Source organism: Pseudomonas sp. KNUC1026 (assembly GCF_021650705.1).
Lineage (GTDB): Bacteria > Pseudomonadota > Gammaproteobacteria > Pseudomonadales > Pseudomonadaceae > Aquipseudomonas.
This window is the reverse complement of sequence record NZ_CP087138.1, coordinates 4608441-4621171: the sequence shown is the minus strand read 5'-3', so window position 1 is coordinate 4621171 and position 12731 is coordinate 4608441. Positions and strand designations below refer to the sequence as shown.

General features: G+C 62.1%; 9 protein-coding genes and 2 pseudogenes. 5 read left to right on the top strand and 6 right to left on the bottom strand.

Going from position 1 to position 12731, the window contains the following annotated elements; translation table 11 throughout:
- The first annotated feature begins 98 nt into the window (after positions 1-98).
- The 3 genes and pseudogenes from LN139_RS21820 (at position 99) to LN139_RS21810 (ending at position 4343) form a co-directional block, all read left to right on the top strand.
- Positions 99-1747: pseudogene (locus LN139_RS21820) on the top strand (Na/Pi cotransporter family protein).
- A 78-nt stretch (positions 1748-1825) separates the two neighbouring features.
- Positions 1826-3220, top strand: coding sequence for a M16 family metallopeptidase (locus tag LN139_RS21815; RefSeq protein WP_236360569.1), 1395 nt, complete (start codon positions 1826-1828; stop codon positions 3218-3220).
- Positions 3221-3287: 67 nt separating this feature from the next.
- Positions 3288-4343 (top strand): DUF5924 family protein, encoded by a 1056-nt coding sequence (locus tag LN139_RS21810; RefSeq protein WP_236356918.1) that lies wholly within the window; start codon positions 3288-3290, stop codon positions 4341-4343.
- On the opposite strand, the pseudogene LN139_RS21805 reads toward LN139_RS21810, so the two are convergent.
- The 6 genes and pseudogenes from LN139_RS21805 to LN139_RS21780 all read right to left on the bottom strand — a co-directional run bounded on the left by LN139_RS21805 (position 4325) and on the right by LN139_RS21780 (position 9390).
- Positions 4325-5555 (bottom strand): annotated as a pseudogene (locus LN139_RS21805) (nucleoside recognition domain-containing protein). The gene LN139_RS21810 and the pseudogene LN139_RS21805 overlap by 19 nt on opposite strands.
- A gap of 47 nt (positions 5556-5602) precedes the next feature.
- Entirely contained in the window at positions 5603-6934 is a 1332-nt protein-coding gene (gltP, locus tag LN139_RS21800) for a glutamate/aspartate:proton symporter GltP (protein ID WP_236356916.1), read from the bottom strand.
- Between the two features lie 506 nt (positions 6935-7440).
- A complete protein-coding gene (locus tag LN139_RS21795) occupies positions 7441-7908 on the bottom strand; it encodes an inhibitor of vertebrate lysozyme family protein (protein ID WP_236356914.1) in 468 nt (155 codons plus the stop codon).
- A 1-nt stretch (position 7909) separates the two neighbouring features.
- The gene (locus LN139_RS21790) at positions 7910-8074 is read right to left on the bottom strand and encodes a DUF1328 family protein (protein WP_097087718.1); all 165 of its coding nucleotides are present in this window, start codon (positions 8072-8074) and stop codon (positions 7910-7912) included.
- 29 nt (positions 8075-8103) lie between these two features.
- Positions 8104-8382: a hypothetical protein gene (locus tag LN139_RS21785; RefSeq protein ID WP_236356912.1), complete on the bottom strand. Its 279-nt coding sequence runs from the start codon at positions 8380-8382 to the stop codon at positions 8104-8106.
- A 174-nt stretch (positions 8383-8556) separates the two neighbouring features.
- A complete protein-coding gene (locus LN139_RS21780) occupies positions 8557-9390 on the bottom strand; it encodes a BON domain-containing protein (RefSeq protein WP_236356910.1) in 834 nt (277 codons plus the stop codon).
- 207 nt (positions 9391-9597) lie between these two features.
- On the opposite strand from LN139_RS21780, the gene algB reads away from it, so the two are divergent.
- The gene (gene algB, locus LN139_RS21775; RefSeq protein WP_236356908.1) at positions 9598-10944 is read left to right on the top strand and encodes a sigma-54-dependent response regulator transcription factor AlgB; all 1347 of its coding nucleotides are present in this window, start codon (positions 9598-9600) and stop codon (positions 10942-10944) included.
- A complete protein-coding gene (locus LN139_RS21770; protein ID WP_236356906.1) occupies positions 10941-12728 on the top strand; it encodes an ATP-binding protein in 1788 nt (595 codons plus the stop codon). The genes algB and LN139_RS21770 overlap by 4 nt, the downstream gene beginning before the upstream one ends.
- The last annotated feature ends 3 nt before the right edge of the window (positions 12729-12731 follow it).

The following is a 12731-nucleotide window of genomic DNA, read 5'->3' as shown; positions in this document are numbered from 1 at the left end:
TTTCAAAATGAGTGCGCGCTGTGCGATGCTGGAGCGCTTCACAGCATCACACTTCACCGCCTGGGATCAGGCGGCGCTCAACAGGGAGGCCGAAGTTCATGCTGACCCTGCTCAATCTGCTTTCTGCCGTGGCCCTGCTGGTGTGGGGCACGCACATCGTGCGTACCGGCATCCTGCGTGTCTACGGCACCGCCCTGCGCCGGCTGCTGGGCCAGAACATGGCCAAGCGGCCACTGGCGTTCATTGCTGGCATCCTGGTCACTGCGGTGGTGCAAAGCAGTAACGCCACCGCCATGCTCACCACCTCGTTCGTCGGCCAGGGGCTGATGACGCTCGTGCCGGCGCTCACCATCATGCTCGGTGCCGACGTAGGCACCGCATTGATGTCCCGGGTGCTTACGTTCGACCTCTCCTGGCTATCGCCGCTGCTGATCTTCCTGGGCGTGGTGCTTTTCTCTCGCGCAAGCAAACCCGCGTTGGCCAGATGGGCAGGGTCGGCATCGGCCTGGGGCTGATCATCCTGGCGTTGCAGCTGATTGTGGAGGCAGCGACGCCCATCACTCATGCGCAAGGCGTGAAAGTGTTGTTCGGGTCGCTGACCGGCGACATTCTGCTCGATGCGTTGGTGGGCGCGCTGTTCGCCATGGTGTCGTATTCGAGCCTGGCCGCTGTGCTGCTCACCGCAACGCTGGCCGAGGCTGGCGTGATCAGCCTGCCGGTGGCGATCGGCCTGGTGATCGGCGCCAATATCGGCAGCGGCCTGCTGGCATTCATATCCACCAACATGCAGAACACACCCGGCCGCCAGGTCGCGCTGGGCAGCCTGCTCTACAAATTATTGGGCCTGCTGCTCATCATTCCGGTGCTGGAGCCTCTAGCGCACTGGATGGACTCGCTCAATTACGACGCGCAGACGATGGTGATCGGCTTTCACGTGATCTACAACAGCTTGCGCTGCGCCCTTCTCCTGCCGACCACCGGTTGGATGGCCAAACTGTGCAGCGCGCTGCTGCAGCCACGCCCGGAAACTCAACGCGAAGCCGGGCCGCGCCACCTGGACCCGGCCGCCCTCAGCACACCTAGCCTGGCGCTGGCCAACGCCACCCGTGAAACCCTGCGCATCGGCGATATCGTCGAAAACCTGCTGCGGGCCATGCTCAACGTGTTGCGCGGCCAGCAGAGCGCCGTGACCCAGGAAGTGCGCCAACTCAGTGACGACGCAGAAGCGCTGTACAGCGCGGTGAAACTCTATCTGGCGCAGATGCCGCGCGAAGACCTGAGCGACCAGGACAGCCATCGCTGGGCCGAGACCATCGAGCTTGCGGTGAACCTGAACCTGGCCAGCGACCTGATCGAACGCATGCTGCGCAAGGTGCAGCAGCAAAAGACCTCGCAGCGGCGCTCGTTCTCCGATGTGGGCCTGGAAGAAATGGCCGAGCTGCACACACAGCTGATGGCCAATCTGCGCCTGGGCCTTAACGTGTACCTGAGCGGCAACCCTGAGAGCGCTCGCCAGTTGCTCAAGGAAAAGCGCACCTTCCGCGCGCTGGAGCGGCGCCTTGCCCATGCGCACGTCAGCCGCCTGCAACGCAAGGTCGTGCAAAGCATCGAGACCAGTTCGTTGCACCTGGAGCTGATCGCCGACATGAAGCGCCTGAACTCGCTGTTTTGCGCCAGTGCCTACGCGGTACTGGGCACTGCCGACACCGGCGCCCTGCTCGCCGAGGCGACTCAGGAAACGCCTTGAACGACAGCTTACCGGCGCAGTCTGTTGACTGAGCCCGTGCATGGCGTAGGCTTTGCCCGTTACCGCAAGGACGCCCGTATGCGCTGTCTGCTGTTGATCCTGCTGCTCTGCCTACCGCTGCCATCCTTTGCCGCCGACCGCCTGCAGGTCGAGGGCTACCTGCTCGATAACGGCCTGCAAGTGCTGCTCAAGCCCAGTACCGAGAGAGGCCACGTGGCGATTCGCCTGGTGGTAGGCGTGGGCTTCGACGACTTCCCCTGCGCGACCCAGGAGCTGCCGCACCTGCTCGAACACCTGTTGTTCAGCGGCCTGGACGACAGCGGTGAGGCCGGCCTCGAACAGCGCATGCAGGCCTTGGGCGGTGAGTGGAACGCTTTCACCAGCGATGTCGACACCACCTTCGTCATCGAAGCTCCAGCCAGCAACCAGCGCAAGGTACTCGACCTGTTGCTGGCCATCATCACCCGCACCGAAATCACTCAAGCCCGGCTCGAAGAAGCACGCAAGATCGTCGAGCACGAAGACGGCGGCCATGCCTCTCATCTGCAGCGCTGGGTCGATCGTGAAGGGCTGGCCCGGGAAGCCAGCGACCAGCTGGCTGTCGAGATGGGCCTGCGCTGCGCTGATCGCGCCTCCCCAGCAGGCCTGACGCTGGCGCAGGTCAACCAGGTGCGCCAGCAATGGTACGCCCCTAACAACATGACCCTGATCATGGTAGGGGAGCTGGACAAGCTGCTGCCCGCCTACCTTGAGCGTACTTACGGCAACCTGCCGGCCACCGAGCCGGGCGAACACTCCGCGGCCACGCTGGAAGGCCACGCAGCCCAGCGCGAGCGCACGCTCTATGCCGGCTGGGTGGGCGACGCTGCCACACTGCACTGGTATTTCCTGGAGCCCGACCTTCCAGACGACGTGCCCGCCGCGACCTGGGACGTGCTCCAGGATTACCTGGACTGGGCGCTCTACAGCCAGATGCGGCTCCAGCATGGGCTGTCCTATGGGCCATGGAGCGCCAATGAGGGGTTCGGCAACCAAGGCGTGATGAGCCTGAACGCAAGCGTGGACCGCATTGATCTGCCGGCTGCCCACCAGGCTCTGGCCGACATGCTGCAAAGCCTGCGCGAGCACGGCCTCGACCGCGCGACGTTCGACCGTATCAAGCTCGCCAGCGTCTCCCGCCAGGCCTGGGCGGTGCAGGGCAACAGCGCCTTGGCCGACTACTATTGGCAATCGTTGGCCGACTACGAAGACGGCCATTTTTCAGACCCGCAGAAGGCACTGCGCGCGGTGAACTTCGAACAGGCCAACGACGCCCTGCGGCGCATGCTGGCCGACCCTGGCTACGTGCGTGTCGAGCAGCGCATGGTGAGTTACGACCAGTTGCAGTCGGCGCTGGACTACGGCCCATGGGTGCTGGCCGGCCTGCTCATTCTGCTGGTGGGCGTGGTGCTTTTGATACGGCGCCGGCGTTGATGGGCGGGCAAGCACCGCAGGCCCTGAGCCGGTATCCTGTGCGCTTTCGTACCATTCCGGGCACCTTATGAAGCCATTGCCTCCGATCATCCTGCGCGTGATCGAACTGCTCAAACGTTACCCCGGCGTGGTCGCGCTGTTCGGCTTCTGCTCAGGCCTGGGCAGCTTCATGCTGGTCGACCGCCAGGCCAAGCTCGCCACGCCCATCGCCATCGTGCTGCTGGTGAGCTGGCTGTGGCTGATGGTGGAAAACGCCGTGACGGGGTTCTTCACCCGGCGCTTCAAGCGCGAGATCCCGCCAGCGGTGCTGCGTTACCTCACGCAGATGATCCACCAGGAAAGCCTGTTCTTCGTGCTGCCGTTCTTCTTCATCACCACTAGCTGGAACAGCGGCCAGCTGGTGTTCACCGGGTTACTGGGGCTGGTGGGGCTGGTGTCGATCGTCGACCCGCTCTACTACCACTGGGTAGCGCCACGGCGCTGGCTGTTCCTGGCTATGCACATGCTCACGCTGTTCGCGGCAATGCTCACGGCGCTGCCGATCATCCTGCACCTGACCACGTCCGAAAGCTTCCAGCTGGCGCTCATCACCGCCATGGCGCTGTCGTTCCCCAGCCTGGCCAGCAGTTTCCCGATCCGCACGTGGCGCCGCGGGTTGCTGCTGATTACAGTCACGCTTGCAGTGGGTGGCGCCGGCTGGTTGCTGCGTACCTGGGTGCCACCAGCCACCTTGTGGCTGACCGAAGACGCCATCACTCAGGACCTGGACAACCAGACCCGCACGCACGGCGAAGGCCTGGAAAGCCTGACTGCCAGCCAGGCCCGCAACGGTGTGTACGCCTACACGGCCATCAATGCGCCGAGGGGCCTGGACGAACGGATCTACCATGTGTGGGAGCTTAACGGCAACGACATGGACCGAATCCCCCTGGACATCCATGGCGGCCGCAAGGAGGGTTACCGCGCCTGGACCCGCAAGCAGAACTTCCCCGCCGACCCTACCGGCAAGTGGCGTGTCCGCGTGGAAACCGAAGACGGCCAGCTTATCGGGATGCTGAAGTTTCGTATCACGCCCGACGCCGCACCTGCGGCGCCGGCGGCCGATCAGGCGAAGAACCAGTAACACACCGCAATGGCCGCAATCACGCCGGCCAGTTCAGCCAGCAGCGCGCAGCCCACGGCATGGCGCGCGCGCTGGATGCCCACCGCCCCGAAGTACACCGCCAACACATAGAACGTGGTCTCGGTGCTGCCCTGGATAGTAGCCGCCACCAGGGCCGGGAAGCTGTCCACACCCTGGCTTTTCATGGTCTCGATCAACATTGCACGTGCAGCGCTGCCAGAGAACGGCTTGACCAGCGCCGTGGGCAAGGCATCGACGAAGCGTGTATCGATGCCTGCCCACTGCACCAGATGGCGAATGCCCTCAAAGTAACAGGTCGAGCGCACCGGAAGCCCGAAGCACCCCGATCGCGCACAGCATGGCCACCAGATAGGGCAGCAGGTTCTTGGCCACATCGAAGCCTTCCTTGGCGCCTTCGATGAACGTTTCGTACACCGGCAGGCGCTTGAATGCGCCTATCAGCAAGAACAACGTGATCAATCCGAACAGCGTGACGTTGCCCAGGATCGACGAGAGGCTGGCGAGCGCTGCAGCAGAGAGGGTACCCAGGAACGCCATGAATGCACCCAGCAGCAGCGCGCCCGGCACCAGGTAAGCGAGCACCACAGGGTCCCAGAGGCGCAGGCGCTGCACGATGGCCACACTCAGCAGCCCTACCAGGGTGGAGCAACTGGTGGCGAGCAGGATGGGCAGGAACACCAGGGTCGGGTCGGGTGCGCCTTGCTGGGCGCGGTACATGAAGATGGTCACCGGAAGCAACGTCAGGGAGGACGCGTTGAGCACCAGAAAGAGAATTTGCGCGTTGCTGGCGACCGTTGCGCTCGGATTGAGCTCCTGAAGCGCACGCATGGCTTTAAGGCCGATGGGCGTGGCGGCGTTGTCCAGCCCGAGGGCGTTGGCTGCGAAATTCAAGGTGATAAGGCCTAGGGCGGGGTGCCCAGGCGGCACTTCCGGCATCAGCCGGCTGAACAACGGGCCCAGCACCTTGGCCAGCCAGTCGACGATCCCTGCTTTTTCGGCGATGCGCAAAAAGCCCAGCCAGAGGGTGAGGGTGCCGAACAGCAGCACCATCACTTCCACAGACAACTTGGCCATGGCGAAGATGCTTTCGACCATGGCCGCAAAGATGCCGCTGTTGCCCGCAAACAGCCATTGCCCGAGGGCGGAAACTGCCGCTACCAGGAAAAAGCCGAGCCAAAGGCCGTTTAGCATCGAATATCCCCGTCAAATACGCTTGGCCGGGGATGATAACGTGCCCGTCAGGTGCGCTCCACCTCGCCAACCATCGGCGCCTGCTTGGCACGCCAGTGGGGCAGGCTGTTCCAGTAGCGCTCGCCTTTGGCATCGTCGTACATGCCTTCCCAGCGGGCGATGACCAGCACCGCAAGCGCGTTGCCGACCACATTCAAGGCAGTACGCGCCATGTCCATGATGCGGTCGACACCTGCAATGAACGCCAGCCCTTCCAGCGGGATGCCCACGCTGCCCAAGGTGGCCAGCAGCACCACGAAGGACACGCCCGGTACGCCGGCGATGCCTTTGGAGGTCACCATCAGGGTCAACACCAGCATGAGCTGCTGGCCAATGGACAAATCGATACCGTAGAGCTGCGCGATGAACAGCGCGGCGATGCTTTGGTACAGGGTCGAGCCATCGAGGTTGAACGAGTAACCGGTCGGCACCACAAAGCTGCTGATTGCCTTGGGCGCACCGTAGGCTTCCATCTTCTCGATGATGCGCGGCAGCACGGTTTCAGAGCTGGCGGTGGAATAGGCCAGCACCAGCTCATCCTTGAAGATGCGGATCAGCTTCATCATCGAGAAGCCAAACGCACGGGCGATCAGCCCCAGCACGGCCAGGGCGAAGAATGCGATCGCTACGTAAACCAGGATGACCAGCTTGGCCAGCGGCAGCAGCGAAGCGAAGCCGAAGTTGGCGACGGTTACCGCGATCAGCGCGAATACGCCCACCGGGGCGTAGTTCATGATCATGTGGGTGACCTTGAACATGGTCTCGGAGATGCCCTGGAAAGTGCGCACCAGCGGCTCGCGAGTTTCAGAGGGCAAGCTCGAAAGCCCCAGGCCGAACATGACCGAGAAGAAGATGATCGGCAGCATCTCGCCGCGGGCTACTGCGGCGAACACGTTGGCGGGGATGAGGTTGAGGATCGTCGCGATGAAGGCATGCTCATGCTGCACTTCAGCGGTGGTCTTGGTGTACTGGGAGATATCGACCGTGCCCAGCGTGCTCATGTCGATGCCAGTGCCGGGGTGGAAGAAGTTCGCCAGCGCGAGGCCCACGATAATGGCAATCGTGGTGACCACTTCGAAATAGAGAATGGTCTTGAGGCCGATACGGCCCAGCTTCTTGGCATCGCCCACACCCGCGATGCCCACGATCAGCGAGGAGATGACGATCGGCACCACGATCATCTTGATCAGGCGGATGAAGATGTCACCCGCAGGCTGCAATACGTTGGATATCCACCAGGCCTTCTCGGCGCTGTAGTGATTGAGCAGGGCGCCCATCGCGATGCCCAAGGCCAGGCCGATCAAGATCTGCCAAGCGAGGCTCAAACGTGCCTTTTTCATTATTGTGACCCTCTTCGAGTGGTGGAGGTGTTACGAGGTATTTCTCAAAAAAGGGGCAACTATTCAGAGGATTCTCGAAGGCGTCTAATGCCGGATACGGCTGGGGCATGCACAATCGGCATGGGAAAAAAGCCATTTCATTCAATAGGTTGGGGGATCTTTGCCAGCGTTCGAGCTGCCGAACGCGCAAAGTATCGGCATTCGGGGGTTGAAGGCATCCGCTGCCGAAATTGCCTGTCAATAGGTCGGAAATCCGAACGTTTTGCACAGCGGCCGTATTCAGGATGAATACCTTCTATACGGGCATAAAAAAACCGCATCGACCCTGCGCTTTCAAATGGCGCAGGTTCGACGCGGTTTTTTGCCTGATCCGGCCCTCGCGGAGGCACTCCCTGTACCCCTAGGTCACTCCGGCTACACAACAGCCAGAGCATCCCGGCCCCTTGATCATGCCACAGCCCCCTTCAGGCCCTGGCAGGTCGAGGTTCAACACGCTACCCCGTGGCTCAGTACCAGTTGGGATCTTTGCGCAATTGTTCCTTCAACATCTCTTGCATGCCCTTGTCGGGCTCGCCCAGCCAACGGTAGTCAGCGTGGCGGGTCGGTGACTTGTCCTCAGGCAAGCCGGCAGGTACCTGGACCCAGAGGGCGTAGGCATGCGACTTGTCCCAATCGAAGGCAACGATAATCTGGTTGTTCTTGCAGGCTTCCTGCTTCTCGCATACCTGGCCGACAAGATATTTGTCACCGTCTTCGGTGGTCGCACTCATCGGGGGCGAATAGCCGGAGAGGTTGATTACCCACTCGGGCAAACGCTCTTGCGATTTGATGGCCTTGGCCCATGCGGCACGGTAATCCTTGTCGGTGGAGATCAGGTCGCTGGCGCGATCCTGGCCATCATTACCGGCCCAGGCTGCAGCGCTGCTGGCGAGCATCAGCCCCACCAGCATCGGCTTGAGGATGCTGCGGCTCATGTCAGAGCTTGCCGCGACGGCCAAAGAAGAACGATGCGACGAACAGTACCAGGAAGACGACGAACAGAATCTTCGCGATACCGGCAGCTGCACCTGCGATACCACCGAAACCCAGCACGGCGGCGATGATGGCGATAATCAGGAAAGTAACGGCCCAACTCAGCATGGTCTTGCTCCTTCAACGAGAGTGATCGGTCAGAACACCCAGCGCGGTTCGCGCGGGGCTTGGTCGAACGACTCCACCGTGCCGGACGCCTGGAGGCGGCCGTTGGCCTGGTCACCATGAGCACTGACTTCGCTCAGGCGGGGCATTGCGGTGGCATGAGTTGTATGGATCAGCGGTTCAGCGGGCTGGTTCCAATAAATGAATTGCTGGCAGGCAATGAGTGTCACGAGCGTGGCCAGCAATGCGAACAGGCCCTTGCGGATGTCCAGGGAGGAAACGGCAACGCTTTCATAATGTTGACGGTTCATCCTGATAATCCTCTGCGGCTTGATTCATGGGGGTTTGCAAACAACATTGCAGCCCGCATGCCAAGTTTCTATAAAAAATTAACCCTTATAAATCAACAACATAGAGATGCTAATCCTACCCGGCCAGCAAGCAAGTTGCCCGATATCCGTGCCAGGGTCGGTCAACTTGCACGATCACTGCGTGGCGCCACTGAGCGAGACCTTCAAAAGGTCGGCATCCACGCCACGCACCCCTCTGAGCCTGCGGGCAACTTCAACGGCTTGGGTCTTCTGTTCGCTGCTGGCCACTTCGCCCGATAGCCTCACTACGCCCTCGCGCACTTTTACCTCGATGCTCAAGGCATCCAGGTTGCGGTCATAGAGAAAGCTCGCTTTGACTTTGCTGGTTATCCAGGCGTCGGTAACGCTTTCGTCGGTAGTTTTGGCATCGGTTTCGGCGCGGGTAGTCTGGGTGTCGGCAGCGCTGAGGCTGATCAGGTTGTTCACTACCGTTACGCCGTCGGTGGTGCTGGCCAACGTGCCCGCAACCAGCTTGGCGTCGGCGGTCAGCGCTCGCCCCTTGAGGGTTACCGTGCCGGTATCGGTGCTTACCATGATGTCCGAACCTGCGGTGGCGGCGTTCCAGGTCAGCTTGGCGCGAATCGTAGCGGTCAATGTGGCATCGTCGATCCGCTGGGCCACCGCTTGGCGCGCGGGTGGCTGCTCGGCCAGTGTTGGGTCGATTGTCAATTTGTTATCAACCTGGCTTGTGTCGCCGGCCGCTTGCGCTACCTCGGCCGCCAGGTCTTTATCCTGCTGGTTTTCAACCTTGCCAGTCAGCACAGCACGGCCCTCTGTCACTTGCACACCCAGGTCGTAAGGGCTTAGTCGCTTGTTCAGGGCAAAGGCCATCCAGATGGCGCCGGCCTGTTCGCCTGGTGGCTTGGCGGCAGGCGCTGCCAGTGCCATGTGAGCGACAGCCAGGGCGGCGCAGCCGGCGGCCCAGGCGCGAGGAATACGAAGCGGCATTGCACTCTCCTACATCGGGGATGAAGGCAAAGCCTAGCAAGCCATGGCCCTGTGCACGCAACCGCGCATTTTTGCAGAATTTCAGCGAGTTACCGTTGTCTGTTTGCAATGGCTACCGCGCGGGGTGCCGAATGCCTCACAATCGGGCATTGCAACCTGCCCGACCACCGGGTAACTACATCGTATTTTTTAGGAGAGCGTCGGACGATGGAATCCGAGACCGGGCACCAGGGCCGCATACTGCTGGTCGACGACGAAGCAGCCATCCTGCGCACTTTCCGCTATTGCCTTGAGGATGAAGGCTACAGCGTGGCCACCGCGGCCAGTGCCGCTCAAGCCGATGCGCTGCTGCAACGCCAGGTGTTCGACCTGTGCTTCCTCGACCTGCGCCTGGGCGAAGACAGCGGCCTGGATGTGCTGGCGCAGATGCGAGTACAGGCTCCCTGGATGCGGGTGGTGATCGTGACGGCGCACTCCGCAGTCGATACCGCAGTCGATGCCATCCAGGCCGGCGCAGCCGACTATCTGGTCAAGCCTTGCAGCCCCGATCAATTGCGCCTGGCGACCGCCAAGCAGTTGGAAGTTCGCCAGCTTTCGGCACGCCTGGAGGCCCTCGAAGGCGAAGTCCGCAAGCCCAAGGACGGCCTGGACTCGCACAGCCCGGCAATGATGGTGGTGCTGGAAACGGCCCGCCAGGTCGCGGTCACCGACGCCAACATCCTCATTCTCGGGGAATCCGGCACCGGCAAGGGTGAGCTCGCTCGCGCCATTCACGGCTGGAGCAAGCGCGCCAAGAAAGCCTGCGTGACCATCAACTGCCCGTCGCTTTCCGCAGACCTGATGGAAAGCGAGCTGTTCGGCCACAGCCGCGGCGCCTTCACCGGCGCCAGTGAAAGCACGCTGGGCCGCGTCAATCAGGCCGATGGCGGTACGTTGTTCCTCGATGAGATCGGTGACTTCCCTCTTGCCCTGCAGCCCAAGCTGCTGCGGTTCATCCAGGACAAGGAATACGAACGCGTGGGCGACCCGGTCACCCGCCGCGCCGATGTGCGCATCCTCGCTGCGACCAACCTCAACCTCGAAGACATGGTCCGCGAAGGGCGCTTCCGTGAGGACTTGCTGTACCGCCTCAACGTGATCACCCTGCACCTGCCGCCCCTGCGCGAACGCAGTGAGGACATCCTGACTCTGGCCGAACGTTTTCTGGCCCGTTTCGTCAAGGAGTACGCCCGCCCGGCCCGTAGCTTCAGCGAGGAAGCGCGCTCGGCGCTGCTCAACTACCGCTGGCCAGGCAACATTCGTGAGCTGCGCAACGTCATCGAGCGCGCCAGCATCATCTGCCCACAAGAGAAAGTCGAAGTCAGCCACCTGGGCATGGGCGAGCAACCCACTACCAATGCGCCGCGAATTGGCGCCGCCATGAGCCTGGACGAACTGGAAAAGGCCCACATCGGCGCGGTACTGGCCACCAGCGATACCCTTGATCAGGCGGCCAAGACGCTCGGCATCGACGCCTCGACCCTGTACCGCAAGCGCAAGCAATACAACCTGTGAGGCTGTCGATGAAGTTGCGCACGCGGCTGTTTCTGAGCATTTCGGCGCTGATCACCGTCGCCCTGCTTGGGCTGTTGCTCGGGCTGGTCAGTGTGATGCAGATCGCCGGTAGCCAGGAAGACGTGATGCGTGGCAACGTCGGCACGCTCGAAGCAGGGTTGAAGCTGCGGCAGAACCTGGGCGATCAGTTGGTGATGACGATGGCGAACACGCCAGACCCATCAGCGCTGGCCAAAACCCAGACCGACTTCCAGGCATTGCTGGACAAAGCCATAGCGCTGCCGGCAAGTGCAGCAGAGCGCTCAGCCTTCAGCCAGGCCAGCGAAAATTACCAGCGCTATCTGCAAGTTTATGAGCGAGTGATGGCCGAAGGCCGCGTGGTGAACACCGACCCAGAGCTGGGACTCGCCTTCAACACCGTACGCAACGACCTGATTGCAGCCTACAAAGCCACCATCGAGTCGATCGACGGCACCGGGCAGATTTCTCATCGCCACGCCGTTTGGATATCCGCGCTGTTGGGGCTGGTAGGCATCGCAGTGCTGGTGATCGGCTTCCTGACGGCAAATCGCGTTGCCCGTCGCTTCGGCGAGCCGATCGAAGCACTGGTCAAGGCTGCCGACCAGATCGGCAAGGGTAATTACGAAGTGGTGCTGCCGCTGTCTCGCGCGCCGGAAATGAGCCTGCTCACCCGCCGCTTCGGAAGCATGGCCAAGGCACTGCGCGAGCACCAGGCCACCAATGTCGACGAACTGCTTGCGGGCCAGCAACGCCTGCAAGCGGTGCTCGACAGTATCGACGATGGCCTGCTGATGATTGATCGCGAGGGCCTGCTGGAGCACTTGAACCCAGTCGCACAGCGCCAGCTTGGCTGGGAAGACGATCGCCTTGGCATGAGCCTGGGCCAGGCGCTGGGCCGTCCCGACCTGGACGAGCACCTGCGGCTGATCCTGTGCGGCGGTTCGCTTGAAAGGGCGCTGGAAGACCTTAGCTTCGAAGTAGGGGGCGAGCCGCGCCTGCTGGCCTGCAGCCTGACCCCGGTCACCCATCCCTCTGAGCAGATTCTCGGCGCGGTGATGGTGCTGCACGATGTGACCGAGCAGCGTGCGTTCGAGCGAGTGCGCAGTGAGTTCATCCTGCGCGCGTCTCATGAGTTGCGCACACCGGTCACCGGTATGCACATGGCGTTCGGGCTGCTTCAGGAACGTCTGCATTTTGCGGCCGGCTCACGCGAAGAGGACCTGTTCGTCACCGTCAAGGATGAGATGCAGCGCTTGATGCAGTTGATCAACGACCTGTTGAATTTCTCGCGCTATCAGAGTGGGCAGCAAAAGCTGACGCTGGCGCCCTGCAATGTGCAGCTGTTGCTCGAACGTGCCCATCAGCGGCATGCGCAGGCAGCACTGGCCGGCGGCATTGAACTGTTGATGGACGTCCCTGATGGCCTGCCACGGATGCAGTGTGACGAAACCCAGCTGGACCGCGTGCTGGACAACCTGCTCGACAACGCCATCCGCCACACGCCAGAGGGTGGGCACATTCGTTTGCAGGCACGCCGCCACGCTGAGCGGGTGATCATCAGCGTCGAAGACACAGGTGAGGGCATAGCCTACGGCCAGCAAGGGCGTATTTTCGAACCGTTCGTGCAGGTAGGCCGCAAGAAAGGCGGCGCCGGCCTGGGGTTGGCGCTGTGCAAGGAAATCCTGCAACTGCATGGCGGGCGGATGGGTGTTTACTCCCGCCCCGGCCAAGGTACTCAGTTCTACATGGCCCTGCCTATCTGAGCC